This window comes from Ruegeria profundi (assembly GCF_020171505.1).
GTDB lineage: Bacteria > Pseudomonadota > Alphaproteobacteria > Rhodobacterales > Rhodobacteraceae > Ruegeria > Ruegeria profundi.
This window is the reverse complement of record NZ_JAIUZS010000001.1, coordinates 39,572-65,327: the sequence shown is the minus strand read 5'-3', so window position 1 is coordinate 65,327 and position 25,756 is coordinate 39,572. Positions and strand designations below refer to the sequence as shown.

Sequence of the window (25,756 nt, the reverse complement as noted above, 5' to 3'; positions counted from 1 at the left end):
CAAAAGACCGGAGCACGAGGCAACCCGATCATCAGATTATCCCACACGTGCGGGCAGAGCGTGCGGGTGAGTCTTGGCTCAGGCGTCCAGCGCCCGGCAGTCCTTGGCCAGCCAGCCGATCTCGACCTCCTGACCTGGGCTCAGCTTGATCGCATCCGGAGCGTTGCGGGTTTTGATAATGAAATCATCATTCCCTGCAACTGAAAGACGAAAGCGGAACACATCGCCCATATAAATGAACTCTTTCACCATTGCTTTCAGTGTATGCGCATCGGCGTGCAGACGGTCCTTGTTGAATTCCACACGTTCGGGCCGGATGGAAACCTTGGTCCGCTCACCCGCAGTATGAACGTTCACCGGCTTGGCATCAATCTCAGAGCCATCATCAAGCTTCACAACGCAAGTGTCGCCATCGATTGACTTAATAACCCCATCTAACGTGTTGTTTTCGCCAATAAACTGCGCCACGAAGCTGTTTTCTGGCTCTTCATACAGAAGGTCCGGCGGTGCCAATTGTTGAATTCGGCCGTCATCGAATACGGCAACACGATCTGACATGGTCAGCGCTTCGGTCTGGTCATGCGTCACGTAGACGGTAGTGATCCCAAGCTCATGCGCCAGACGGGTAATTTCAAACTGCATGTGTTCACGCAGTTGCTTGTCCAACGCGCCAAGCGGTTCGTCCATCAAAACCAGCTCGGGCTCAAACACCAGTGCGCGGGCAAGTGCAATCCGCTGCTGCTGGCCACCGGACAGTTGCGCCGGGCGACGGCTGCCAAAAGCACCCATCTGCACCATGTCCAAAGCGCGTTTGACCTTTTCTTCGCGCTGATCCTTGCCGATTTTCCGCACCTCCAACGGGAACGAGAGGTTCTCGGCCACGGTCATATGCGGAAACAGGGCGTAGTTCTGGAACACCATTCCGATCCCGCGCTTGTGCGGGGGAATGTTGTTGATCGGGCGCCCGTCCAACATAATCTCTCCGTACGTGGCTGTTTCGAAGCCCGCCAGCATCATCAGGCAAGTCGTTTTGCCGGACCCTGACGGGCCAAGCATGGTCAGAAACTCACCTTTCGGCATTGAAAGGTTAAGATCTTTTACAACGAGGACTTCACCATCATAGGATTTTTGGACACGCTGAAACTCGACGAACGCTGCGTCATTGGTCATATACCGACTTGGCTCCCTGTGCGGTCTCTTTGGTGTTCGGTGTACCCGAATCTCAAGACCCATTGGCGTTATTCAATGGCATGCAGGGTGCGACCTGCAACCAATATTTGATAGTAGGGTTACAGATTAGGCAGCCGAAATGCAAATCGAGGCAGTAACCGCCTCTTCACTTTGCTGAGTTCAGTTGCCGCATATGCCATGCAAGGCTTTGATTGCTGGACAAAACAGGCTTTCCAAGCCGTTCCTGAACCTCAGGAATGACATCAAAAGTTCTTAAATTCGTACAGCTTATAAAAACAGCTTCAACTTGTGAATCCGCCCCAAGTTTAAGCGCAGCGTCTACAACGGATTGCCGTGAAATACGTACGACCTTCGATTCCTCGGCCTCTCCGAATGAGCCAAAAACATCCATCGAAACGCCGTTTTCCGCGAAAGCCCGTCGAAGGGGTTCGTTCACCTCTTCGATATACGGCGAGAGCAACGCAAATCGCGCAACGCCCAAGTGGGCTGCATTTGCAGATGCCGCCCGCAGTGGATTGGTAACCACGGCCGCGTTGCACGTGGATTGAACCAAGCGTTCGACCTGATCTGACCCAATCACCGAACTGGCAGAGGTGCACCCATAGCCAACAACTCTGTAAGGGCGCGCCTTCGGCAAAAGGTCTGCAGCCGCTGGTAAAGCCATCTTCATTTCTGACAGGGAATCCGTAGTAACACTTTCCCCGCTTGGTATTCGTGAGACGTAGATTGGGCAGGCCATATCCGAAAAATAGGCGCTGAACTCAGGCTCGATTGTTTCGTCGGTTTGCAAAACGATCAAACCCATTGGCGTGGCGTTTGGATCATCCTCGTCCAGTATGTAGGGCAGATAGCTCATATCTGTGGCAGCTCCGGACCTGCGCGGGGACTGATACAACGGGGTGCCCCATCGCCTATGGCGATGTTTTCTTCGTGGACCAGGATTTTGTCGCCGACTGCAATGCCGGGCTCTAACGTCAGGACCATACCAGGTTCCAAAACCGTATGATCAGAGGGGATCAAAGAGGGCCATTCGGTAAGTGACATTCCCAACCCATGACCCAAGCGCCCCGCGCCGGTATCGCCGCTGTTGCGGGACAGGATCGCGTTCATGACATTAAAAAGATCAGCGACCGTCGCCCCCGGGCGTGCCGCTTCAAAAGCCGCGTCAGATGCTTCGATGAGCGTGGCGTAGGCGTCCCGGACCTGGTTTGTCGCCTGACCGACGGACCAGTTGCGGTCGAAATCGCAAAAATAGCCGTCCCAAACCAAGCCCGTATCCAGCATCAGAACATCCCCCGACCTTAAACCGGTTGCACGCGCCGGAGATATCACATCGGTATATCCCCCCTGCTCTGCCCCGCCTGCAAGATACGGCACCCAATCGGCACCTTCGTCAAGGCACAGCATTTGGAACCGGCGGAACACCTCATCCAGTGCTACACCCTCGCCAGCTATTTCTGGCACGCGCTGAAAGGCCCGCCCCGCGATGGCACATGCGGTTTCGATCTTGGCAATCTCCGCAAGTGATTTGACCATTCTGAGCGCGCGAACAATGCCTTGATCACTTCCCAAACGCCGAGTGCCCACCCCCCGCTGCAACCGATGAAAATCACCCAGCGGCATGCGAACATGGGTTTCGTGCCCGTCTGGTATGCCGATCACAGCGTCCGCCGGGCAAATCTCGGTCAGGGTGTCGACCAAAAGGCTGACGCCGTCGTCCGTTAGATCAGGCGCGCTCCAGGTGCGGATATCCTGAACCCAGGTTTGCGCCATCAACGCGGCGCCGATGGACGGAATGACGGCGATGGGTTTGCCCGTTACGGGCACGATCAGAAACCAAGGGCGCGTCGGGCTTTCCCAGAACCGGGTCAGGTAGCCGGAGAAGTAACGAACCTCTGGCTCGGTCGTCAACAAAAGCGCCGAAAGCTCAGCCTGAACCATTCGGCTTTGCGCGCGTTCGACCCTTGCTTGAAATTCGGACGTTTCAAACCCCCTCATTCCGCGGTCTCCGACAGAAAGCACAGCACACGCGCGTTGGGATCGATACCCAATGACTTACGCACGTCGGGGTTCATAACAGCGGCAACCCCTGCCCCACCTGACGCGGTCGTAGCGATACCCGCGGATGCCATGGCCGGCAGATGCTCGGTCACTTGCTCATCGGACAGGGTCAGGAAACTATCGGCGTCCCGCGCCAAACCGTTCAACGCAATAAGCGATGGCTCTTTGCAATCCAGCCGCCCCATCACGCTGTCAGGTCCGTCGGCAAAAACGCATGCCCCAGCCTCAATGCTCGCTTGTAGCGCGGGGGCCGCATCGGGTTCGACCACTATGATCTGTGGCGCATCGCCCCAGACCGTCCGCACATAGGCCGCTACTGCCCCGGCCAAACCGCCGACACCGGCCTGTAACATGATATGGCTGGGTACCTGCGGGCATTGATTGCACGCCTCGGCGGCCATTTGCAGATAGCCCTCCATCAGCGTGTGCGGCAGATCATAGTACCCCTCCCACGAGCTATCCGAAAGCAATATCCAGTCATTGTCTTCTGCGGCTTTGCTAGCGGCTTCCATGCTGGCGGCGTAGTCTGCACCCTGTCGGACGACCTGAGCATTTTGGGCGCGCAAGCGATCAGCAAAGCTCTCGGGTACCGTATCTGCGATGTACACCACGGCATTTGCCCCGAAAATTCGAGCACCTGCAGCGACGCTAATCCCGTGATTGCCTGCACTGGCCGTGACATAAGTGCGACCTGTAAGAGTGGTTTCGTTCGGGCTCTCACTCCGGTCAGCCGCATGGCGGGCAATGACATAAGCCGCCCCAAGTGCCTTGAAAGACCCCAAGTTCATGCGGCCACGTTCATCCTTAACCCAAAGCGCGCCCACATCAGCCAGGCCGTCGATAGAAAGCAAGGGCGTCTCTGCCGCTGCAGGGCATTTCTTGAGCAGATCAGCGACACGTCCCGCGTTAGTCGAAGGGTAAGGTGCTGCCTCAATCAGTTTCTGGCCGCCACGGTGTGGATTGGATACGATTTTCAAGTGAACGTCTTTCCCCTGTTGCCCAGTGACGTGACCGCATCCGTCAAGTTCTGTCAACACAACACGTTCAACTACCGGAGCAGCCTGCGGTCCACGCCAACCCGGCCTTCACGCATCAGAATACGACCGCAGATTGACAAAGACGCGGGCCGCCATGGCCGCCGCCGGGCTGGATGCGCTGATTGTCGACGATCCGTTAGTCATGAATTGGCTGAGCGGGTATGACGGCTGGTCTTTCTGTGTTCATCAAGGCGTTCTGGTGCTGTACGACCATGACCCAACCTGGTGGGGTCGTAACCAGGACGCCAACGGCGCCCGCCGTACAGTGTGGATGTCGGATGATCGGATTCACGGCTATGCCGATCACTACGTGCAATCCACCGTTTGCCACCCGATGCAGGATCTCGCAGCCTTGATCCGCAATTGCGGGTTGGAAACGGGCCGTATCAGCGTTGAGCTGGATAACTACTATTACACGGCCAAGGCACATCTGCCCTTGATGGCAAGGCTGCTCGTATCTCGGAACATGTGATCGACGGGGATTTGGAGCGGATTGAACCGGGGCTGCGAAAGAATGAGTTGGTCGCGCAGATTTACCATAATGCCATTCGGGCGTGGGCGAAGATTGGGGGGGACTGTGCCGCGATCATGCCTTTAGATCTGGGTACTCGAAGTGCACAAAGACTTTTTCGAGCACGCCACCCGTTTCATTGGTCCCGAACGGCACAGCTCAGCCCTGATGATTGTAAGAACGCCGCGCGCGGCCATGGTCGATCCTGCAGGCGCACAAGGCGGATGAGTATAGCGAGATCGAACAGCTTGACCTGTGTTGCCGAATGCTCAACCGCCTTGGTCGTCGTCTGATCGCCTAACTGGTACCGTGCGAGCGATCGTAAGCCGAGCGCGCCGGATGCACATGCGCCGCGCGTGCTTCCTCTCCGGGGTCATAGAGTTCCATCACAAGCGGATAACAGGCTGCCGCATCCGACGAATGCTCGGACGAGCAATCGCCACCGGGACAAGCGGACAAACCTACGATCAGGTCAATCTCGGCATAGAACTCAAGATAGTCACCGGGTCGAACCGGGCTGGCCTTCATGAAATACTGCCCCGTGTCGCGGGTGAAACCAGTGCACATGAATACGTTCAGAACGTCATGTACAAGCATCTCAGCTTCGTGCAGCGGCAGATCGCAATGGCCTGACAACGCGCGGGTCAGGTTGGAGTGGCAGCAATAGTGATAATCATCGCCCGATAACAGCCGCCCCGTATAGGGATCGCATCGCGTGCCGATCACATCATGGACCGAGCCGCCGAATTCATCGAACCCGTACCAGTCCAGCGTATCATCCACCGCGGTCGCCATCGGGCGCATGTTTGGAAAACTCGACCACATGCGATCTCCGGACGACAGATGCGTCCCGTGAAGCGCGCGGGTTTTACCGGAATAGAAACGTTCGGTCAGGTCGTGCGTGTGCCACATGTTCAGATCACCGACCTGTGGGCCATCCACTGATACAACCCTGATGAATGCACCCGCTGGGACATCTATACACGCGGCATCCCGTGGGGCCACCGTAACCTCAGCAGTCTTTCGCGCACCCTTCCGCAAATCAGAAAGCGCACTCAGATTCGGTTTCTCCAACGTCTCGGGCGGGTAGCAAACAACCGGTGGGATCGCCTTTCGAGCATCGGCATCCGTAGGGGCCGAAAAGTTCGGTTTTTCTAGTTTCATCAGCACAACCTTGTTTTCGCAAAGGCTTATCGCATCGCAATCGGATTCGCCATCGGCTCTCGCGTGGTGTTGATACGGGGCGTCTGAGTTGGGTTCTCGAGGCTCTGTCAGAAAAGAGGCGCCTCTAAAGTCTGATTCAGACAAATCGATGTCGCATCCGAGCATACCCAAAGGCTACAAATTATTGGATTGTGTCGAAAAAGGTCCGATTCATGCGATATTCCGGCTTCCGAGTCATCAAAGAGGCGCTTACCGGCCACAAGGGTTGGAAACCGGTCTGGCGTGAGCCCGAACCCAAACCGCACTACGACATCGTTGTTATTGGCGGCGGTGGGCACGGCTTGGCGACGGCGCACTACCTTTCCAAGGTGTACGGTCAACGAAATGTGGCTGTGGTTGAAAAGGGCTGGATCGGTGGCGGCAATGTCGGGCGGAACACGACGATTGTCCGCTCAAACTACATGCTGGACGGCAATGAACCGTTCTATGAGTTCTCCATGAAGCTTTGGGAAGGTCTTGAGCAGGACCTGAACTACAACGCGATGATGAGCCAGCGCGGGATTATCAACCTCTTCCACACCGACGGTCAGCGCGACGCCTATATACGTCGCGGCAATGCGATGATCCTGAACGGTGCCGATGCTGAGCTGTTGGATGCTGACCAAGTCCGTAAGGAGCACCCATATCTGAATTTCGACGACGCTCGATTTCCGATCAAAGGTGGATTGGTTCAGCGTCGCGCTGGTACTGCCCGACATGACGCGGTGGCTTGGGGATTTGCGCGCTCTGCGGATATGCACGGCGTCGACATCATCCAAAACTGTGAAGTGGCTGGTTTGCGGATCGAAAACGGCAAATGCCTTGGCGTTGAGACCACTAAAGGCTTTATCGGCGCCAACAAGGTCGGCTGCGCAGTCGCTGGAAGCTCAGGGCGCGTGATGAGCATGGCCGGACTGCGATTGCCCATCGAAAGCCATGTACTTCAAGCCTTTGTCTCCGAAGGTCTAAAGCCGGTTCTGCCCAGTGTTATTACCTATGGCGCAGGCCATTTCTATGTCAGTCAGTCCGACAAGGGCGGGCTGGTTTTTGGCGGGGACATTGACGGCTATAATACCTACGCGCAGCGTGGGAACTTGCCGGTAGTCGAGGACGTCTGCGAAGGTGGCATGGCGCTGATGCCTATGATCGGCCGCGCCCGCTTGCTGCGAATGTGGGGCGGCGTGATGGACATGTCGATGGATGGCTCGCCCATAATCGACCGCACCCCGGTCGAGGGGCTCTACTTCAACGGCGGCTGGTGTTACGGCGGGTTCAAGGCGACCCCAGCTTCGGGCCATTGCTTCGCGCACTTGCTGGCGCGGGATGAGCCGCACCCGGTTGCAACGGCCTATCGCCTTGATCGGTTTCGCACCGGGCGGATGATCGACGAAAAAGGTGTGGGCAATCAGCCCAACCTGCACTGAGGGGGACCGATCAATGATAATCAACCATCCCCTTTTGGGTCCGCGGGACGCATCGGAGTTTACCTATCTGGGCGACGCATCCCTGATTGACCGTCCCGATTGGCAGGCCGAAAACGCGTCTGAGGCGTTCTATGAATACGGCTATCTGCGTGACAACCCTGCCGGTGAGCATCAGGAGCTTTGGTATCATGAGGCCGGTGATCGATCCTGGCTGGTTGTCACGCGCAACACGCTGACGCATGAGATTTCAAGGGTGGAACTGGCCCGCGATGTGGCCCGCGCACGGGGGCGATCCAAATGACGCAGAGCAACAGGCTTGGTGGTGGTCAGATCGACCGCAACACCTCTCTGACTTTTCGGTTCGACAATCGCAGCTACACCGCGCATCCCGGCGATACGCTAGCCTCGGCCCTGCTGGCCAACGACGTAAGGCTGATCGGGCGGTCCTTCAAATACCACCGCCCAAGGGGTTTGCTGACCGCAGGGTCCGAAGAACCCAATGGCATGGTCGAACTCCGCACCGGTGCCCGGCAGGAGCCAAACACGCGCGCCACGACCATCGAAATGTTCGATGGGTTAGAGGCGCGGTCGCAGAACCGCTGGCCCAGTCTGAAGTTCGACGCCTTGGCGGTGAACGATCTGTTTTCGAACTTCCTTTCGGCGGGCTTTTACTACAAGACCTTCATGTGGCCCGCTGCGTTTTGGGAAAAACTGTACGAGCCGGTGATCCGTCGCGCGGCTGGCCTTGGATCACTTTCGATGGAGGATGACCCAGACGAGTATGACAAAGGGTTCCGTCATTGCGATCTGCTGATCATTGGTGCGGGACCTGCCGGTCTTATGGCGGCTTTGACCGCCGGGCGCGCTGGGGCAGATGTCATTCTGGCGGATGAGGATTTTGCCCTTGGTGGGCGTCTGAACAGCGAAAGCTTCGCGGTTGGTGATCACAGCGCCCCAGACTGGGCCGCACAGGCCGTGGCCGAGCTGTCTTCCATGCCAAACGTCCGGCTGATGCCGCGTACCACGGTGATTGGCGCGTTTGATCACGGGATCTACGGGGCGGTTGAGCGAACCGGAGATCATCTGCCCACCCTGCCCGATGGTAAACCGCGGCAAATCCTGTGGCGGATCTATACGCAAAAGGCGCTGCTGTGCGCCGGGGCAACGGAACGCCCGATTGCATTTGAGAATAACGATCGGCCCGGCATCATGATGGCGAGCGCGATACGGACCTATGCCAATCGGTTTGCAGTCACGCCGTCGCAGCGTGTGGCAATTTTTACCAATAATGACGACGGGCACCGGACTGCCGCTGACTTGCACGCCAAGGGCGTTAAGATCGCCGCTGTTGTGGATGCGCGTGAAGACGCGCCCGGCAGCTATGACTACGAAGTTCTCAAAGGCGCGCAGGTTACTGATACCAAGGGGCGCTTGGGACTGACCTTCGTTGAGGTGACCTTGTCCGACGGCTCGTCCCGCACACTGGATTGCGGCGCGCTGGGCGTGTCCGGAGGATGGAACCCAAACGTCCACTTGACCTGCCACCAACGCGGACGCCCGATCTGGAACGACGATCTGGCAGCTTTTTTACCTGGTGCGGACCTTCCCGTTGGCCTTTCGGTCGCTGGCGCGGCAAACGGGGTGATGACGACACATGGCGCGCTGAAATCCGGCGCGGAAGGCGCGGCCACCGCGCTGGACCTCAAAGGTGCCCTGCCCGATCTGCCAGAGGCCGAGGATGCTCCTGTCAAACAAATGCCTTTCTGGTACGTTGAAGGGTGCAAACGCGCCTGGGTGGATCAACAGAACGACGTGACCGTCAAGGATGTGAAGCTGAGCTACCAAGAAGGTTTCCGCTCGGTCGAGCACCTGAAACGCTATACTACGCTGGGCATGGCAACGGATCAGGGCAAAACATCGAACATCACTGGTCTGGCAATCATGGCCGAGGTCGCGGGAAAGTCGATCCCCGAAGTGGGTACTACTATTTTCCGTCCGCCCTATACTCCGGTTCCGATTGCCACGTTCGCCGGTCGGATGAAGGGGCAAGAGTTCCACCCCACCCGCCTGACGCCGTCGCATTATTGGGCCAAGGAACGCGGTGCTGTGTTTGTCGAGGCTGGCAATTGGCTGCGGGCGCAGTGGTTCCCCCTGCCCGGTGAAACTCATTGGCGGCAGTCGGTCGATCGCGAAGTTCGCCAAACCCGGGCTTCGGTTGGGGTTTGCGACTGCACGACCCTGGGCAAGATCGACGTGCAGGGCACCGACGCCGCCGAGTTCCTGAACCGCATCTATGCCAACGGCTTTGCCAAGCTGCCTGTGGGCAAAACCCGCTATGGCCTGATGCTGCGCGAAGACGGCATGGTGATGGATGACGGCACTGCCGCGCGCATGGCCGAGGATCACTTCGTCGTCACCACAACCACGGCCAACGCCGTAAGCGTTTATCGCCACATGGAATTTGTACGCCAATGCCTGTATCCGGACATGGACGTGCAGTTGATATCAACCACCGAAGCCTGGGCGCAATACGCCGTCGCCGGACCCAACGCGCGCAAGCTGCTGCAAAAAATCGTGGACCCTGAGTTTGATCTTTCAAACGAGGCATTCCCGTTCATGGCCTGCGGCAACATTACGGTTTGCGGTGGCCTACGGGCGCGGCTGTTCCGTATCTCGTTCTCGGGCGAGTTGGCCTATGAGATAGCCGTGCCGTCGCGCTATGGCGACGCGCTGATGCGTCGTCTGATGGCCGAAGGCGAAGAGTTCAACGTCGTGCCTTACGGCACAGAAGCATTGGGCGTAATGCGCGTGGAAAAAGGGCATGCGGCCGGGAATGAGTTGAATGGCACCACCACGGCGCTGAACCTTGGGTTGGGCAAGATGGTGTCAAAGAAAAAGGACAGCATCGGCTCGGTCTTGTCCGAACGTGAGGCCCTGGTCGAACCGGATGTGCTGAGGCTGGTGGGGATCAAGCCTGTGCAGCCCGAAGACAAGATTACTGCGGGCGGGCATCTGATGAATGCTGATGGCCCTGTCGGTGCGGCCAATGATCAGGGCTATGTCACCTCGGCTGTCTATTCGCCGATCCTCAAAAGCAATATCGGTCTTGGCCTTGTGAAGAACGGAGCCGAGCGGCTGGGCGAAAAGATGCGCCTCGTCTCGCCGCTGACCAATCTGACGGTTGAGGTGGAACTTGTCTCGGCCCATTTCGTCGATCCTGAAGGAGAGCGTCTGCGTGCATGATCTTGTTGCGATAACCGCCCTTGGCGGAACCGAGCCGCGCGTCGACACCATCGGCAGCGTCACATGCACCGAAGTACCGGGCGTGGCCCTTGCCTCGGTCGCGTCACGAATGGGAAAAGAAGACAAATCTGCCAAGGCGTTGGCAAAGCTAATTGATGCGCCTGCGCCAGAGGTTGGCCGTTGGGCCGGGGCGTCGATTTGTGCGTTCTGGGCCGGGGTCGATCAGTGGATGCTTGAGGCTTCGTTTGACACGCACGAAGATCTTGCTGATCAAGCCAAGAAAGCCTTGGGTGATGTCGCCTCAGTCACCGAGCAGACAGACGGTTGGACTCGGTTTGATCTGACCGGCACCGGTATCCCATCGGTTTTGGAGCTGCTCTGCCAGCTTGACTTACGCAAGATGACCGACGGCAGCGCAGCGCGGTGTTCAATCCACCATATCGGCTGTTTTGTCCTGTGTCGGACATCCGAGAGCTACAGCATCTACAGCCCGCGATCCTCGGCCGGGTCGCTGCATCATGCCGTTGTAACAGCGATGCGTTCAGCTTTGTGAGCCGCAGATATGGCTGACAGCAAAGGAACATCAACACCAACTCTCAAGTTATTGTTTTCACAACAACTTTTTCTGGCCATTAGCACAAATTTCTTGCGGCCATGACTGCCAAGTCGGCAATAGTTAGGCCACTGACGATTAAGGTCACTTAAAGCTTACGAACCAACACAAGTTGGCAAAGGTACGGGCTGAGCAGACCGGAAGAAAACTCACAATCGGTCTGCTTTCGTTAGGCTTTTGCCAAATAGCCTAAAGCTGGAACGCTCTGGACATGCGCGCCCTGCGACGCGCGATTGACTTCTGAAAAGCCCACTTGCTGAACAATGCAAGTGGGAACATCACACGTTCCCCAAGCCCGTCGATCACGACCAGCTTTCCGCCCCGCTCTTGCGCGCGCACGATATTTTCAAAACCCATGTCACCAACGACAATCTGGCCCCGTTCCAGGTCATCCATCAGCTCCAAAAACTCGTCGCGCAGGCGTTGAGTCGCCGCCTTATCTTTCCGAACAGCGAGTTTTTCAGCATGCAACGTCGTCGCAAGCTTTCCATCCGGGCCAGTCAGCTTTTCTACTACAAGGGCCGGACCAGATGAGGTTGGCGCATATCCCATAAACCGCGCCAACCGCTCGATTTCAGGGCACCCGCGGTGCAACGCGGCTAGATACTCGTTCGCCTCACGGTTCCACTGCCGCAGATTGCCATAGCGCCACTCTGCATAACGCGGCACCGCGTGTTTTCGAATAGACTCGTCCACCCGGACCTTCAGCAACGCCCCTTCGATCTCAGGGTGTTGAAAAATCTTGTAATTGCGGCTTTCGCGCAGGGGCGTCAGGCCACTCAGGTCAATCATGTCGGTCAAGTTCCATTCTCACAAAGCTGCGCCCGTCGGCGTGCCAGATGCTGAAATCAGATGTTTCTTAGATCGTTCTTGTTTCTGTTACAAATAACATTTCCTGTAGGGCAAACCAGACCCTGGAAAGCCGCCGCCTGACATGAAAACCACGCTATAGCTTAATCGGACAAAAATCTGGCCCAAATTGCAGGACCACCTCTCACATGCTTGGCCCGGTCATAAATCTCAATGAAATTGAACCTCAGCCTTGCAAAAATGAGCTTTATTTCCGCAAGCTACGTAGCTTTCTTCTTAGTCTACCAAGTCATTCGGGCAGCAACGCTGCCCGAACGTTTCGCTGGCTCAATGCAATAGGTCGAAGCGATCAGCGTTCATCACCTTGGTCCACGCCGCCACGAAGTCGCGTACGAATTTTTCGGCGTTGTCGTCTTGGGCATACACCTCGGCATACGCTCGGAGGATCGAGTTTGAACCAAAGACAAGGTCCGTACTGGTCGCCGTCCATTTCACGGCTCCGGTTGCACGGTCACGTATCTCATAGGTGCCATCTTCAACCGGATGCCAACTGTAACGCATGTCCGTCAGGTTGACGAAAAAGTCGTTGGTCAACTGGCCTTCGCGGTCGGTAAACGCACCGTGCTTGGAACCGCCAAGGTTTACCCCCAGCATACGCATGCCACCAATCAATACAGTCATTTCAGCGGCCGTGAGCCCAAGGAGCTGAGCCTTGTCAAGCAACAGCTCCTCTGGTGCGACTGCGTATTTTTCTTTCTGCCAGTTGCGGAATCCGCAGGCGAGCGGCTCAAGCACATCGAAGCTTTCGGCGTCTGTCTGCTCATCAGACGCATCGCCGCGTCCTGGCGAGAAAGGGACTTCTACATCAAGGCCAGCCGCCTTGATTGCGTGTTCAAGACCCACATTGCCGGCGAGCACGATGACATCGGCCACCGATGCACCAGTCTCGGCCGCGATCGGCTCCAGAACATCCAAGACTTTTGCGAGGCGCTCGGGCTCATTGGCGACCCAGTCTTTCTGAGGTGCCAGCCTGATGCGGGCGCCATTTGCGCCACCTCGCTTGTCAGACCCACGGAAAGTCCGGGCGCTGTCCCAAGCCGTCGCGATCATGTCAGCTGCCGAAAGACCGCTCGCTTCGATCTTGGCCTTCACGGCATCCGTGTCGTAGGATGTAGAGCCAGCCGGGATTGGATCTTGCCAAATCAGATCCTCCGCCGGAACATCCGGACCGTAGTAGTTCGCCTTAGGTCCCATGTCGCGGTGGGTCAACTTGAACCAGGCACGACCAAATGCGTCCGCGAAATACTCTGGATCAGCGCGAAACTTCTGGCAGATCTCGTTGTAGATTGGATCAACCTTCATCGCCATGTCGGCATCGGTCATCATCGGCATCCGGCGAACAGAGGGGTCTGTCGGATCGATCGGCATTTCGTCTTCGGGCATGTCGACCGGCTTCCACTGGTTGGCTCCGGCGGGCGATTTGGTCAACTCCCATTCGTAGTCAAACAGATAGTCGAAATAGCCCATGTCCCATTGGGTCGGGTGCTTGGTCCAGGCACCTTCGATCCCTGAAGTGAAGGCGTTTGTCGCTTTCCCCTCCATTCCGGGGTTGTCCCAGCCGAACCCTTGGGCATGAACGGGGCAACCTTCAGGTTCTGCGCCGATATGGGCGTGATCACCTCCACCGTGCGCTTTGCCGACGGTGTGACCGCCGCAAGTTAGCGCTGCGGTTTCCTCATCGTTCATCGCCATGCGACCAAAAGTTTCACGCACATGCAGGGCAGTACGTGCTGGATCAGGGTTGCCGTTAACACCCTCGGGGTTCACGTAAATCAGACCCATGTGAACTGCGGCCAGCGGATTGTACAAAGTCGACGTGTCGTCCAGATCGCCATAGCGGTTTTCAGACGGCGCGAGCCATTCGTTTTCCACGCCCCAGTTCACGTCTTGCTCGGGGCCCCAGATGTCTTCGCGGCCAAAAGCAAAGCCGAACGTTTTTAGCCCCATGGATTCATAGGCCATGTTGCCAGCCAAGATAATCAGGTCGGCCCAGCTGAGTGCATTTCCATATTTCTTCTTTACCGGCCAGAGCAGTCGCCGCGCTTTATCAAGACTCGCGTTGTCCGGCCATGAGTTCAAAGGTGCGAAGCGTATATTTCCCGACCCGGCACCGCCGCGACCATCACCCATTCGATATGTACCAGCGGAATGCCATGCGAGCCGGATCATCAGGCCGCCATAATGCCCCCAATCTGCTGGCCACCAGCTCTGACTGTCTGTCATAAGGGCTTCCACGTCGGCTTTGACGCCTTCATAGTCCAACGCCTTTACGGCTTCGCGATGGTTATATCCCTGATCCATCGGGTTCGTGCGCGCACCGTGCTGATGCAAAATGTCCAGATTCAGTGTTTTGGGCCACCACTTGGTGACGCTGTTACCTAGCCCGGTATTGCCACCGTGCATGACAGGACATCCGCCGGCAGGATCAATATTGTTGCCGTCCATAGTTCTCTCCCTGGAGTTAATTTGCGTGGAGCGCAGAGTTTGGTCTTCAACTAGAACAATTCTAACTACGACTCGCAATAAACTCCAATTGGATATTCAAAAGGTTCTGATAAGCTGAACTCATGATAGCGGTGACCCTAAAACAGCTTTGGTACTTCGACGCTTTGGCCAAGCAACGAAATTTCGGTCGGGCTGCGAAAGCCTGCTCTATATCGCAACCTGCGTTGTCCCTTCAGATTAAGGAGTTGGAAGCCCTGTTCGGCGCGCCGCTGGTCGAGCGACTGCCCCGCGACATCCGCCTCACTCCGCTGGGCGAAGATTTGCTCGAAAAGGCGCGGCAAATTCTGTTTTCGGTGGACGAGTTGGAAGACCTTGTCCGCGCATCGAAGGACCCGTTGGCAGGACGCCTACGACTTGGAATCATACCTACGGTCGCCCCTTATTTTCTGCCGACCATAATTGCTGCGTTGAAAAGCAAGTTTCCCAAGCTCGACTTACTCCTCCGCGAAGCGATGACGGCAACCCTGATTGAGGAAATCCAAGAGGGCGGCATTGATCTTGCGGTTGTGGCCCTGCCGATCTCGGAACCAGCACTTACGGAGTATGCCCTTTTCGAAGAGGAATTCGTGCTTGTCCGCATGCCGATGGATGCAGATAAGCCCGTCCCAAGCCCCGAGACACTGAGAACGATGCGCCTGCTATTATTGGGGGAAGGCCACTGCTTTCGCGATCAAGCGCTTTCGTTCTGCCAATTTGGTGAAAACAAACCCAGTGAATTGATGGAGGGAAGTTCCCTGTCAACGCTGGTTCAGATGGTCGGCGCTGGCATGGGAGTTACTCTGATCCCGGAAATGGCCGTTGAGTTAGAGACGCGATCTGCCGACGTGTCGGTTGCTCGGTTCCCGCGCGCGCGGCCGTCTCGAAAAATCGGCTTGGTTTGGAGGCGGACAAACCCTCTGTCTGATCAACTCATGCAAGTTGGTGCTGTGATACGCGCGTCAAGGGATGGTGAAGTCTGAAGCGCTCGGCAGATGAAGTCTGGCGACACCGGGCACCGGTATATGGTTTTTTGCATAGTCCGCCCTGCGAGCGAGGGCTCTTTGCCGGGGTCCAACCGATTTCTAAATCGGCGACCCTTTTGTTAATCGATCTCCCTCAACAACCACTCCGCCCGCTTTACGCTCTCTTGCGCCGTGCCGAGTTTTCGGACCAACCGGGATTTTCTATCACTGTTTTTTTCTGCATCAATTTCAGCCTCAAGATCCGCTGCCTTTTTGCGCAACTTCTTAAGCACTTTTTGAACATGACTGGGTTTAATTTTCTCTGCTTTGCCAGCCTCAAGGCGCGAGTTGTACTCCGCCAGCTTTTCGGCAAGTTTTTTCAATGCCATCTGAATACTCCTCGCAGATCGCTCACGCTTGCAGAATGCTACTTGCTTTCTACGACTTTCCTGTGACGCTTTTTGGAACTGGCCTCATTTGATGGCTTGTCATTCTCCGATCTACTCTCACCGAGTTCTTCTTCTTCCAAGGCCAGTAGCCGTTCGACCTCGGCCATTGCGTTGTCTCGCTCGATATAGAAGGTTCTTGCAGCTTCGATCAGCTTTCGCATCGCGCTATAGGCGTAGTCCGAGTCGTTGAGGAATGAAGTTGCCGCAGCAGGCGTAAGCTGGCCTTTCCGAATAAACTCTTCGACACGGCGCGCAGCAGTCTGGGCGTCTTCTTCGATTTGTGCACGTTCCTGATCAAGCCACAGAGTGCTTCGTTCCTCGGGGTCCGTCTCTTCCAGCTTCTGAATTTCGACCAGTATCCTCGCTATTTCGGTGCGAAGACCATCATACAAGTCAGTCGCGCTGCCGGTGGGCCTTACCGTATACCGTAAAACGTTCTTTCGCAGGTGTTTGACGGACTTGACGGCTTGCACGATGTCGCCGGAAACATCCCGCAGTGCATAGACCCGTTCCGCTACATCTGGTTCGACACGTTTTTCACCGACCCGCGTCGAGAACTCTACAATTGCGGAATAGAGGGTCTTGATCTTGCGCTGGTAACTTTCCTCAATATCCATGTCAGTCGGGGTTCGGCTGTTTCGAACCACCTCTGCAACGCTTTTCGCGCCAAGAACATCCTGCCGATGAAGGTTCAGGCCATGGAGGATTACCGTCATTGCGTTGTCGTAGAGGTGCAAAACTTCTTTTCGAAGCGCAATTTCAAGAGTCTGCGGGAAATCGTCGACTGCATCGTTCAGGTAGCGCGGTTGACTGACGTCTGGGGTTGGCTCGACAATACTTCTCTCAAGAAAGGTGATCAGCCTTTGCATCAAAGGCAGCATAAGCAAGACACCGAGTACGTTGAATATCGTGTGGAACACCGCCAACTTCAGAGTGTAGTCCTCGGCACCGATGCCGACGGCACCACTTATCAGGTCAACCAACTCACGCAGCGGAACGATGCAAACCAAAGCGACCAGCGCCGTGGCTGTATTGAAGATCAAGTGCGCCAATGCGAGGCGCTTGCCCTGAAAATTGGCACTGATCGAGCCTATGATCGCCGTAATCGTGGTGCCAATATTTGCCCCGATCGCCAGGGCCAGTGCATTGTCATAGCTTATTTGCGAGGCGGCGAGCGCAGTGAGCGTCAGCACCATCGTCGCGTGGCTCGACTGCATTATCACTGTCGCGACAGTACCCAACAGACAATAGACCAGCAGCCCCCAAAATCCCGGCAAGGCAAATCGGATAAGGTCCACTTGGTCCTTGAACGCGTCGAAACCCTCTTTCATGTAGTGAATACCCAGGAACAAAAAGCCCAGACCACCAAAAACGTAGCCAATCCCGCGCAGGACCTTCGACTTCTGAAAAACGAGGATGATGCTAATACCGATGATCGGCATCGCATAGCTGGCGATATTCACCTTCAAGCCCAGACCAGCGACCAACCACGCACCCGTTGTCGTCCCGATATTGGCCCCGAAAATGATCCCTACCCCACCGATCAGAGAAATGAGGCCAGCACTCAAAAATGAAATCGTGATGACCGAAACCAATGAGCTGGATTGCAACAGCGAAGTAGAGACGAAGCCAAACAAAAGAGATCGCGAAACGGATTTTGTCGCACGCTGAAGCATCCGTTCCAGTGTGCCGCCGCCAAGCAGCTTGAACCCGTCTTCCAGCATCAGCATGCCGAACAGAAAAATGGCAATGCCGGCTGCAATTACCTGCACGTCAGGACTGGCCCAAAAGGCAATTAGTATCGCGCCAATTGCGACCGGAAGATAGTACTTGATCATTCAATCAGTCCAAAAAGCTTGGATCACCATAACGCTCATGCCCACGATTGACGACCGACATGCCTCATTGATTCAAACTATGGCGCAAAATCTCTGCTTGCCCAAATTGTTTGAACTGATCTGCTCCTTTAACTCGGTCTTAAACGTTTCGGCCAAAACCTGAAATGCAGAGCATTCCGAATGCAGCCTGGATGTGTTTCATCTTGATTGGCAGGATGTATCATGTCAGCACCTTTGCCATCAGCGCTTCGGGCGCAGACTCAGAAGTATATTGAAGAAGGGAAAAGTGGGCGAAGGGCGATCGTTCAGTCGTTGACTGAGGCTACGAAAGCCATCTGCCCGCCGCAGTCTGATTTCTTCTGACAAGAGCTGTAGAACCGCTCGAACATTTTTTGTTTATGATTTAGAAACTAACAGGCGCTACCAGTCTTTATTGATCTCCCGAAGGCATCAATATGACACCAATAACCGGGATTCACTGGGGTGTTCGCAATATGTTCTGCCTCCATCGGTTAACATAGCTTCAGTTTTTTCGATATTTTTCGCACTCAGATATTCAGGTTCAAAAAATGGAAGACAACATTAGGAAATTCGGTTTTCGACTTATGTCGTTGGTCATCTCTCAACCAATGTTTTCAAACACTAAATTTGTCAGAGAAAGCAACCTGAAGGCTGCTGAGCAGAAGCGCATTGCTGACGCTCTGCAAAAGATCGCAAAATCCAAGAGGAATACGCCTCCATGGTGTTTTGTACCAGCGACTAAAAATTTGTCCGGAAACCGCAGGAACCAAAGCCGAAAGAGGCAGCGTAGTCCTAAGTGGGCACACTTAGTTGAAACGACCCGTCGGCCCACAATCCATTCCAATCAGTTGCCCAAAAGCTCGGAAGGCTAACCAAGCAAGCCGTTGGTAAAGACCGACACAGGGGCTGGTTTTCCGCTAGGGTCGCACAAGCGGCCGCCGTCTGGTTTAGTAAAAGTTCCGACCCGGAAGACTGAACAACTACTGGCTGGCGTCGGTAGGATCGGCGGTTTGGTTTTCGATTTGTTACAGAACGCCCCCTGTCCCAGAACCGACGCCCCCGATAGCACCTGAGCCGCGACGGGATTGCAATTGTCCGCTGCGGATAACATTGCATGCAAACAGAGCAACGCGCTATCGGGTGTCAATGGTCATCAAAGATCAAAGCCGCGGCGATCCTTGGCTTCCCCGGTGTCTGACTGGATTTATTACTGACGGCTGTGTGTTTTTTCCTAGCCGTCGGTTCAATAATCTTTTCTTGTTAGACTGTTTATCGGGCCTCTTGCTCACGGCACGACTTTTGCGCCCGCTCAGCGCCTTGGCAAGGGCCGCGGTAAGATCAGTGTCTTCGGGATCAAGTTTCACTGCAGCTTCGGAAACAGCCACGGCCTGATCGGCCATATTAAGCTTGGACAGAATCCGCGCAATGTGCCGCAAGAGGGTCGATGCGTGATATAGTGAATCCAGCCCACCGTTGCTATGACGTCCCGCTTCCATTGATTGCGCTTGTCGCGCGATCATGGAACGTCCTAACCGAAGCCAAAGCTTGGGCGATTCCGGATTGCGTTGCAACGCTTTTAGGAAAACCCGAGACGCGATGTCATGATCGCCAAGCTGGGCAAGCGTGTACCCATAAAAATAAAGAACGTAAGGTTGGTTCGAATCCGATTTCAGAATCTGAGAACACCCGCGCTTAGCGGCCGCAAGATCGCCCTCTCGATAAAGCCTGAGTGTGTTCTTCCAGACGTATCGAAGGCAGCCTCGTTCCAGCTTATCCCCCATGTTCCGGCCAAATTTGGTTACAATAATCAGCGACCTGAGATGTCGCTCTTCTGAGCAAAAGGAGTACTTGTATGGCTCGTTCCCGCGCAAGAAATCATACTGCTGCATGCCTTGGGAAATTGCGTGCCGGATGGCATATGCATGTGTAACAAGACCCGGTGAGAGCGGGCCTTTGAACGAGGTGTCACGACCGCCGATATGGAAATTGTAGGTCTTTTTCTCGTGATCCACAAAGATACCAAGCGCGCAAAGCGGGTTGTCATTCTGCCAGAGAATGGGGAAGAAAAGCGTGTCTGTAAAAAAGGCTGAACGCAGTATCCGACGCGTCGTGTGCTGAATGTTAGGCAGTTCGTCGCCTTTGCTCTCTCCCCACCGTTCGGTCCATAGCCGGTTCAATATTTTAATGTCCCGCTCAAGCGTTTCAGCAGTCGTGTGTGTGAAATAAAAGTTTTCTGATCCTTCTACTTGGCGCAAATAGCGCCTGATCTTGTGGCGGGTGTTTGAACTGACGTTCTTTGCTAGATACTCATCCCAATCATCGGGGAGCAAGGTGTAGGGGCAAATTCCAAGGTTGATACCGTTTTCGTCGTGCATACCAAGAGACTTGAGCTCAAGAACCTCGCCGGAAAAGGCGTTCAGGAAAATTTGTAATCTGCGTTTGGAAGTCGGGGTATACCGAAGCCGAAACCGCCGCCAATTCATCCTGTTCAGCATGTCCGCAAAAGCTACAATGGCTTTCTCTTCATATTCCGGATTGCAGATGAAGCCGTGATAATCCGAGACCCCGGCTCCGATCAGGTCCACCTCGTTGTAAAAGCCGTTTTTATCGTTCTTGGTGTACAGTCGGACAGGTAGAAACGCGACAAAATCGGAACTTTCATCGGCTTCTCGAACACCGATGACAAAGCCGCCGCGCCCAATGCTTTCTTTGGTTCCGAACAGCCATTCATGTGACAGGAAGTAGCATGCCTCTGGGTCTGACTTGTACACGGAGTGCCATTGCGTCTTCAGATTGACAATTGCCTGCCAGTTTTTGATCAACTCTACCTTCATTGCTTACCCCCAAGAGCTTGCGTCGAAAACAAAGGGGGTCGAAGAGAGGTCTCCTTCAAATGCACGAGGGCTTGGAATTTCATCCAGCGATCAAGCTGGACAAAACAGGCTTTCAGGGGGCGGTGCGAGGCAAGGTTACGGACTTGCCCAAAGCTGGCCCAACGGGGCTTTTCACTGAAATCAACCCGTTCAAAAGCTTCAATTCTGATTGCGGGTCCAATTTTCACCGCGATCCGTTGCTTCATCTCGTTACCCAAAGACGCAGCTGCGTCAAAAATTTTTACATTCAAACAATTAAATTTGGGCGCTTCTTTAAGGCAAAAATGTGGCGCAGATGACGATAGAACGCTGGTAATATTTCCGTATTGTGCTCGATTTTGGGACTGGACAAGTTATTGTTTACCTAAAGCAAAAAGTACAAGCATTGGTAGAGTTCGATACGAAACTTTAAACACCAGTTTGGTTTGCCCCCCATCGGGTGGTTCGGGTCAGTTGCGAGTGCATGGATGGCTTGCGCTGCTCCCCTACCTTGGATCACCGAGAAATGCTGATGTCCGGTTTTAAGCGGCTCAAGTAGAAGCACAACAGGCGTCAAGGGTCGCGAGGCGGTGATATCAGATTGCTAAGGCTGAGCGGCGGAAAGCTGGGACATTGAAGCAACTAACAACGGCTGAATGGGTCGCCACAAACCTTTGCAACCCTCCTGGAGAGCGATGACTTTGCATTGTCTTTTCTTGCTATAGGAAACGGAGATGACTGTTTTCAGTTCGATTGGTGAGACCTTTGCACGACCTCTGGTCCAAACCCCGCGCGACCACTCGCTTGACGGCGCCATATGAACGCATTTTGTCCGTGATGAACCGCTTGGGACTGAAACCAAGTCGCTTCATCAGGCGGTGCAACAACCTCTCTGCCGCCCTTTTGTCCTGTTTCGATTGGAGGATTTCGTCCAGTACGACGCCACTCTAATCGACCGCGCGCCAAAGCCAATGCTGGCGACCTGAGATACTCACGGCGACTTTACCCAGATGCCAGATATCACTTGAACGGCCGTGCCGCTGCCGGAAGTTTCGAGCTATGGCCGGCCCGAACTTGATGACCCGACGCTGTACAGTTTCGCAAAACACATCGATCCCGCGCCGCAGCAACAACGCCTCAACTTCCCGAAGGCTCAGATTGAAGCGAACGTATAGTCACGCCGCGCGCGCGATAATCTGAAGAGGAAGCTGATGGCGTTTGTAAGGCGATGACTTCATCGGTGTCACCTACGCCCAACTGCGGGCATAAGCAACCGAACGAAAGTTAATGTGACAATACCCTTTCCAGTCAAACGGTTTTGCGCGGAGTGATTGATCCACCAATGCGGTGTAGCATGACCTCCAACGCGCGCGGCTGCGCATCCTCGCCATTGATGGGCAAAAGATCCATCGGGCAGCAGGAGATCACCACCACGGCATCCATTTCCGCACGAAATAGCACATGATCGCCAGCGGCAGAGACTGGGGCCCGCCACTCCATCGCTCCCCCTTCGACGACCGGCGTGTTCATCCAGAGGTTCAGCGGGCACGGCACCGATGACGGGCGCAAACCGATTGCCGCCAGCGCCATGCGCAGATTGTCGGTGCAATTGTCGTGATATCCCTGATGCCCAAGTTGGGCATACCGGTGAATATCGCAAGACGCGACAAGTGTGTCGTGAACACCGGGTGAGGTGTCCTCGACCAAAGTCAGGATCGGGCGGCGCCTGTTGGTCACCAGCGCATCGCCAGGGTGAGGCGAGATGCAGCGCAGCGTGGGGCGCAAGTGTTCCATCGACAAATATTCGTTGCAATCGCCTTCGGCAAAAGCCCAGAAGTCTCCGATCTGGCAGCCGTCGCGATTGATGACCGACAATAGCTCTCCTTTTTGTACGCGAATTGCCCGCCCCTGACGGGCTGGGATCGTATAGGTTTTTTCCGGGCTTAGACGGCCATCAGGCGCCAGCGTTTCATGAGCGCTGGGGTTTTCACCATCGGGCCGCGCGGCATCAAAAGGCGGATAGGCGATATCCATCATTCTTTCTCCTGCAGGACGGGATGACCGTAGGGGGCTGCCGGTTCACGGTGCGGCTGCCAAGACCCTTCGGCTTCCAGCTTTGCGACATAGGCAGCGATCTCTTCCAGCGGCGCAAACCACACGTCACGGTGCGCCAGCACATCTTCGAGCCACTGCTCCACCACACGCCAGCGAGCCAGCCGCCCGGTCAGGAACGGATGCCAGATGCCGATCCAGAGCCCTCCGGCCTCGTATTGTGCCTCAAACTCGTCGAACGACGCTTCCAACCCGCGGCGCGGCGACATCACCGACATCTTGTAACCGATCTCGTCAAAATGCGCGAAAGGTGGCCAGTCATCGCTGCCCCAATGCACCGGTAATTCGAACAGAGATCCGTTTGCGGTGTCGATCCGATAAGGCAGATCATCTGCCATCATCGAGCTTTCATAGGTCAGTCCATGCTTCACGGCGAGCGACAGCACTTCAGGCGTGACATTGTAGACCGGGGCGCGATAGCCGCGCGGGGTGTTGCCAGTCATCTTGCGGTGAACGTCAAGCGCCCGCTCGAACCAATAGGTCTGTTCATCGGCGCTCTGCTCGGCAGGATCTTCATGAAGATATCCGTGGTGGCCGATCTCATGCCCACCGGCCATGATCGCCTCGACCGTCTCGGGGTATTGTTCCATCACCCAGCCGGGCATGAAGAACGACTGCTTGAGCCCCAGCCGCCAGTAGGTTTCAAGAATACGCGGTACACCGGCATTCGGGCCATAGCGGCCCATGCTGATCGGATAAAGACGGCGGTGCCCGTCGTTCGGACGGGCAATGTGGATCAGGCTGTCGGCATCCACGTCGAACGTAATCGCACAGGCACAGCGGGCGCCGTTCGGCCATCGGATCGGGTTGCGGATCATGTCAAGGTTTCCTTTTGCATCAGCAGTGTTTCGACCATGGCCGCAGTGGCCAGCAATCGGCGGTCGCTGTCGAGCGCCTGCGATCCTGTCCGGTGCAGAGCGCCCAGGGTATCGTCGAGAACCAACCTCATGCAGCCCTCACCCTGGGGCTCGATCCCGATTGTCGCGTACTTTCCAACAGAAAACCGTCGTCGGGGTGCCAAGACGCATAGACCCGCGCCCCGATGCTTGCGTCCAACTGCTCCAGATCCCGCTGCTGAAGCTGCGCCACAAGGCTGTGACCCGACGCGGTTTCTAGGTGCAAATTGACGACAGCCCCGGCAAATTCCTCTGAGATCAGAGTGCAGGCGATTTCGTTTTCGCCCCAGCCCGGTTCAACCGTAACGGAGATCCTGTCCGCCCGAACGGCCAGATCCGCCGTGGCGCCTTTAGCCAGCCCGGCGCCGGGGGCAAGCCGGACTTTGCCGTCCGGTGTGTCGAGAAAGCGTTTGCCATCCTCTTTGTCTGACACACGGCCTTCCAGCAGGCTGATCCCGCCGACGAATTGCGCGACAAACTTGCTGCGGGGGCGCAGGAAAATATCCTGGGGGCTTCCGATCTGTTCGACCCGACCGGCGTTCATGATGACCACGCGGTCAGCAAGCGAGAAGGCCTCGGAATGGCTGTGGGTGACATAGACAAAGGTGATGCCAAGCTCGCGTTGCAGCTTTTTCAACTCGCCCTGCATCTTGATCGCCATATGGGCGTCGAGGGCCGAGAGCGGTTCGTCCAAAAGCAGCACCTTGGGCTCCAGCACAAGGCTGCGGGCCAGGGCGACGCGCTGGCGCTGACCACCTGAAAGACGCGCGACATTGCGATCCGCATAGCTGGAAATGCCCAGCCGCTCCAGCCAGTCATCGGCGCGACGTCGGCGTTCTGCCCGGGAAACCCCGCGCATCTTCAGTCCGAATTCGACGTTCTCACGCACGGTCATGAAGGGAAACAGCGCCAGACTCTGCCAGACCAGAGGTGTTTCCCGCTCCCACACGGGCAACTGGTCGATCCGAGTACCCGCAAGCGTGATCTGGCCGCGGTTTGCGGTTTCAAGGCCGGCAAGCATGCGCAGGGTCGTGGTTTTGCCACAGCCTGACGGACCCATGATTGCAATGAACTCCCCCTCGGATATATCCAGCGAAAACTCTTCGACGGCGACGAAGCGCCCGTAGGACTTGGCAAGCCCGTCCAATTTCAGATGCGCGTTGGTCATTGTGTCTCCTCCTTGGACATGGCACCGCCGCTTTGGCTCAGGACCACGGCAAGGGCGATCAGAACCAGTGTCAGCGTCACGGAAAAACTCATTGTGCCGATAACGTGGATGGTCGGGTCAACTTGACCCTGAAGCGTGTTGAGAACCGCAACCGGAATGGTCTGGTTCAACCCGCCCGTGAACCATGAGATCACGTATTCGTCGAACGACACGGCAAACGTGATGAGGAAGGCGGCAAGAATGGCAGGCAGCGTATGCGGCAGCACGATGCGGATGAGCGCGGAATACGGCTGCGCGCCGAGGTTTTGTGCTGCAATCTCAAGCGTCTCATCCAGCTGTGCCAACCGCAACCGGCATATCGCCATCGCAAAGGGTGCTGCAATCACGACATGGGCGGCGACCACGGCCATCAGCGTGCCTGCGATACCGATACGAGAGAAAAAGGCCAGCATGGCCAGCCCGAGGATGACCAGCGGTACCGTCGGCGGCAGCAAAGCCAGGGCCAACACGGCCTTCTGGCCAAAGAACCTGAAGCGGTAGTCCGCATAAGCTGCGGCAAAGCCTAGTGCCGTGGCGATCAACGCGGTGAGCCCGGCAACCGTAAGACTGTTCCAAAGGGCCTCCAGCATGGCGCGGTCTGTTAGGACTTGCGTATACCATTCGGTACTGAACCCAGACATATTAAGGCTCGGGAAGCGGTCGGCGCTGAAGGAGAACAGGACCGCTGAAAGGATCGGCGCGTAGAGCAGCAGGAAGACCACTGCGAGCCCGGCGATCCAGAAGGCTTTTGGCAAGGAATGTTTTAAATGCGGGGGCATATC

20 protein-coding genes and 2 pseudogenes are annotated in these 25,756 nt (G+C 56.0%); 6 read left to right on the top strand and 16 right to left on the bottom strand.

The features are described 5' to 3' along the window. Nucleotides 1-78 precede the first annotated feature (78 nt). From LCM21_RS00215 to LCM21_RS00200, 4 genes are all read right to left on the bottom strand, one after another. Nucleotides 79-1,170: an ABC transporter ATP-binding protein gene (locus LCM21_RS00215; RefSeq protein WP_068335074.1), complete on the bottom strand. Its 1,092-nt coding sequence runs from the start codon at nt 1,168-1,170 to the stop codon at nt 79-81. 166 nt (nt 1,171-1,336) lie between these two features. After that, the gene (locus LCM21_RS00210; protein ID WP_224888812.1) at nt 1,337-2,047 is read right to left on the bottom strand and encodes a maleate cis-trans isomerase family protein; all 711 of its coding nucleotides are present in this window, start codon (nt 2,045-2,047) and stop codon (nt 1,337-1,339) included. Next, the gene (locus LCM21_RS00205; RefSeq protein WP_224888811.1) at nt 2,044-3,189 is read right to left on the bottom strand and encodes a M24 family metallopeptidase; all 1,146 of its coding nucleotides are present in this window, start codon (nt 3,187-3,189) and stop codon (nt 2,044-2,046) included. Before LCM21_RS00205 ends, LCM21_RS00210 begins: the two co-directional genes overlap by 4 nt. After that, nucleotides 3,186-4,229 (bottom strand): pyridoxal-phosphate dependent enzyme, encoded by a 1,044-nt coding sequence (locus LCM21_RS00200; protein WP_224888810.1) that lies wholly within the window; start codon nt 4,227-4,229, stop codon nt 3,186-3,188. The genes LCM21_RS00205 and LCM21_RS00200 overlap by 4 nt, the downstream gene beginning before the upstream one ends. 133 nt (nt 4,230-4,362) lie before the next feature. On the opposite strand from LCM21_RS00200, the pseudogene LCM21_RS00195 reads away from it, so the two are divergent. Then, a pseudogene (locus LCM21_RS00195) lies at nt 4,363-4,886 on the top strand (aminopeptidase P family N-terminal domain-containing protein); the annotation flags it as partial. A gap of 211 nt (nt 4,887-5,097) precedes the next feature. Here the strand turns inward: LCM21_RS00195 and LCM21_RS00190 are convergent. Further along, a complete protein-coding gene (locus tag LCM21_RS00190; RefSeq protein WP_224888809.1) occupies nt 5,098-5,964 on the bottom strand; it encodes an urea carboxylase-associated family protein in 867 nt (288 codons plus the stop codon). 212 nt (nt 5,965-6,176) lie between these two features. On the opposite strand from LCM21_RS00190, the gene LCM21_RS00185 reads away from it, so the two are divergent. From LCM21_RS00185 to LCM21_RS00170, 4 genes are read left to right on the top strand one after another with little or no spacing between them, the layout of a single operon-like run. Then, nucleotides 6,177-7,427, top strand: coding sequence for a sarcosine oxidase subunit beta family protein (locus LCM21_RS00185; protein ID WP_224888808.1), 1,251 nt, complete (start codon nt 6,177-6,179; stop codon nt 7,425-7,427). Between the two features lie 13 nt (nt 7,428-7,440). Continuing rightward, a complete protein-coding gene (locus LCM21_RS00180; protein ID WP_224888807.1) occupies nt 7,441-7,728 on the top strand; it encodes a sarcosine oxidase subunit delta in 288 nt (95 codons plus the stop codon). After that, nucleotides 7,725-10,670, top strand: coding sequence for a sarcosine oxidase subunit alpha family protein (locus LCM21_RS00175; protein WP_224888806.1), 2,946 nt, complete (start codon nt 7,725-7,727; stop codon nt 10,668-10,670). Before LCM21_RS00180 ends, LCM21_RS00175 begins: the two co-directional genes overlap by 4 nt. Continuing rightward, on the top strand, nt 10,663-11,223 hold the full coding sequence (locus tag LCM21_RS00170; RefSeq protein WP_224888805.1) for a sarcosine oxidase subunit gamma: 561 nt from the start codon (nt 10,663-10,665) through the stop codon (nt 11,221-11,223). The genes LCM21_RS00175 and LCM21_RS00170 overlap by 8 nt, the downstream gene beginning before the upstream one ends. 249 nt (nt 11,224-11,472) lie before the next feature. On the opposite strand, the gene LCM21_RS00165 is transcribed toward LCM21_RS00170, so the two are convergent. Beyond that, entirely contained in the window at nt 11,473-12,075 is a 603-nt protein-coding gene (locus tag LCM21_RS00165; protein ID WP_224889698.1) for a YrbL family protein, read from the bottom strand. A gap of 345 nt (nt 12,076-12,420) precedes the next feature. After that, the gene (gene katG / locus LCM21_RS00160) at nt 12,421-14,598 is read right to left on the bottom strand and encodes a catalase/peroxidase HPI (RefSeq protein WP_224888804.1); all 2,178 of its coding nucleotides are present in this window, start codon (nt 14,596-14,598) and stop codon (nt 12,421-12,423) included. A 122-nt stretch (nt 14,599-14,720) separates the two neighbouring features. Here katG and LCM21_RS00155 point away from each other — a divergent pair, with 122 nt between their 5' ends. Next, entirely contained in the window at nt 14,721-15,617 is an 897-nt protein-coding gene (locus LCM21_RS00155) for a hydrogen peroxide-inducible genes activator (protein WP_224888803.1), read from the top strand. A gap of 122 nt (nt 15,618-15,739) precedes the next feature. Here LCM21_RS00155 and LCM21_RS00150 read toward each other — a convergent pair whose 3' ends face one another. The 9 genes and pseudogenes from LCM21_RS00150 to LCM21_RS00115 form a co-directional block, all read right to left on the bottom strand. Beyond that, entirely contained in the window at nt 15,740-15,988 is a 249-nt protein-coding gene (locus LCM21_RS00150) for a hypothetical protein (protein WP_224888802.1), read from the bottom strand. 38 nt (nt 15,989-16,026) lie between these two features. After that, nucleotides 16,027-17,886: a Na/Pi cotransporter family protein gene (locus LCM21_RS00145; protein WP_224888801.1), complete on the bottom strand. Its 1,860-nt coding sequence runs from the start codon at nt 17,884-17,886 to the stop codon at nt 16,027-16,029. Between the two features lie 1,181 nt (nt 17,887-19,067). Further along, nucleotides 19,068-20,741: a GNAT family N-acetyltransferase gene (locus LCM21_RS00140; RefSeq protein WP_224888800.1), complete on the bottom strand. Its 1,674-nt coding sequence runs from the start codon at nt 20,739-20,741 to the stop codon at nt 19,068-19,070. Between the two features lie 614 nt (nt 20,742-21,355). After that, nucleotides 21,356-21,997: pseudogene (locus tag LCM21_RS20800) on the bottom strand (IS6 family transposase). A gap of 70 nt (nt 21,998-22,067) precedes the next feature. Then, nucleotides 22,068-22,796, bottom strand: coding sequence for a DUF1989 domain-containing protein (locus tag LCM21_RS00130; RefSeq protein WP_224888799.1), 729 nt, complete (start codon nt 22,794-22,796; stop codon nt 22,068-22,070). After that, nucleotides 22,793-23,689, bottom strand: a complete 897-nt coding sequence (locus LCM21_RS00125) for a polysaccharide deacetylase family protein (RefSeq protein ID WP_224888798.1) — start codon at nt 23,687-23,689, stop codon at nt 22,793-22,795. Before LCM21_RS00125 ends, LCM21_RS00130 begins: the two co-directional genes overlap by 4 nt. After that, nucleotides 23,686-23,820, bottom strand: a complete 135-nt coding sequence (locus LCM21_RS20675) for a hypothetical protein (RefSeq protein WP_263618865.1) — start codon at nt 23,818-23,820, stop codon at nt 23,686-23,688. The genes LCM21_RS00125 and LCM21_RS20675 overlap by 4 nt, the downstream gene beginning before the upstream one ends. Further along, nucleotides 23,817-24,935: an ABC transporter ATP-binding protein gene (locus LCM21_RS00120; RefSeq protein WP_224888797.1), complete on the bottom strand. Its 1,119-nt coding sequence runs from the start codon at nt 24,933-24,935 to the stop codon at nt 23,817-23,819. Before LCM21_RS00120 ends, LCM21_RS20675 begins: the two co-directional genes overlap by 4 nt. After that, the gene (locus LCM21_RS00115) at nt 24,932-25,753 is read right to left on the bottom strand and encodes an ABC transporter permease (RefSeq protein ID WP_068335007.1); all 822 of its coding nucleotides are present in this window, start codon (nt 25,751-25,753) and stop codon (nt 24,932-24,934) included. Before LCM21_RS00115 ends, LCM21_RS00120 begins: the two co-directional genes overlap by 4 nt. Nucleotides 25,754-25,756 lie beyond the last annotated feature (3 nt).

Excerpts from the sequence above, each read along its gene's own strand:
- LCM21_RS00155 (WP_224888803.1), top strand. The coding sequence starts at position 14,721 with ATGATAGCGGTGACCCTAAAACAGCTTTGGTACTTCGACGCTTTGGCC.
- LCM21_RS00140 (WP_224888800.1), bottom strand. The coding sequence starts at position 20,741 with ATGAAGGTAGAGTTGATCAAAAACTGGCAGGCAATTGTCAATCTGAAG.
- LCM21_RS00215 (WP_068335074.1), bottom strand. The coding sequence starts at position 1,170 with ATGACCAATGACGCAGCGTTCGTCGAGTTTCAGCGTGTCCAAAAATCC.
- LCM21_RS00185 (WP_224888808.1), top strand. The coding sequence starts at position 6,177 with ATGCGATATTCCGGCTTCCGAGTCATCAAAGAGGCGCTTACCGGCCAC.
- LCM21_RS00150 (WP_224888802.1), bottom strand. The coding sequence starts at position 15,988 with ATGGCATTGAAAAAACTTGCCGAAAAGCTGGCGGAGTACAACTCGCGC.
- LCM21_RS00175 (WP_224888806.1), top strand. The coding sequence starts at position 7,725 with ATGACGCAGAGCAACAGGCTTGGTGGTGGTCAGATCGACCGCAACACC.
- LCM21_RS00130 (WP_224888799.1), bottom strand. The coding sequence starts at position 22,796 with ATGATGGATATCGCCTATCCGCCTTTTGATGCCGCGCGGCCCGATGGT.
- LCM21_RS00125 (WP_224888798.1), bottom strand. The coding sequence starts at position 23,689 with ATGATCCGCAACCCGATCCGATGGCCGAACGGCGCCCGCTGTGCCTGT.
- LCM21_RS00115 (WP_068335007.1), bottom strand. The coding sequence starts at position 25,753 with ATGCCCCCGCATTTAAAACATTCCTTGCCAAAAGCCTTCTGGATCGCC.
- LCM21_RS00190 (WP_224888809.1), bottom strand. The coding sequence starts at position 5,964 with ATGAAACTAGAAAAACCGAACTTTTCGGCCCCTACGGATGCCGATGCT.
- LCM21_RS00120 (WP_224888797.1), bottom strand. The coding sequence starts at position 24,935 with ATGACCAACGCGCATCTGAAATTGGACGGGCTTGCCAAGTCCTACGGG.
- LCM21_RS00145 (WP_224888801.1), bottom strand. The coding sequence starts at position 17,886 with ATGATCAAGTACTATCTTCCGGTCGCAATTGGCGCGATACTAATTGCC.
- LCM21_RS20675 (WP_263618865.1), bottom strand. The coding sequence starts at position 23,820 with ATGAGGTTGGTTCTCGACGATACCCTGGGCGCTCTGCACCGGACAGGA.
- LCM21_RS00210 (WP_224888812.1), bottom strand. The coding sequence starts at position 2,047 with ATGAGCTATCTGCCCTACATACTGGACGAGGATGATCCAAACGCCACG.
- LCM21_RS00205 (WP_224888811.1), bottom strand. The coding sequence starts at position 3,189 with ATGAGGGGGTTTGAAACGTCCGAATTTCAAGCAAGGGTCGAACGCGCG.
- LCM21_RS00180 (WP_224888807.1), top strand. The coding sequence starts at position 7,441 with ATGATAATCAACCATCCCCTTTTGGGTCCGCGGGACGCATCGGAGTTT.
- katG (WP_224888804.1), bottom strand. The coding sequence starts at position 14,598 with ATGGACGGCAACAATATTGATCCTGCCGGCGGATGTCCTGTCATGCAC.
- LCM21_RS00165 (WP_224889698.1), bottom strand. The coding sequence starts at position 12,075 with ATGATTGACCTGAGTGGCCTGACGCCCCTGCGCGAAAGCCGCAATTAC.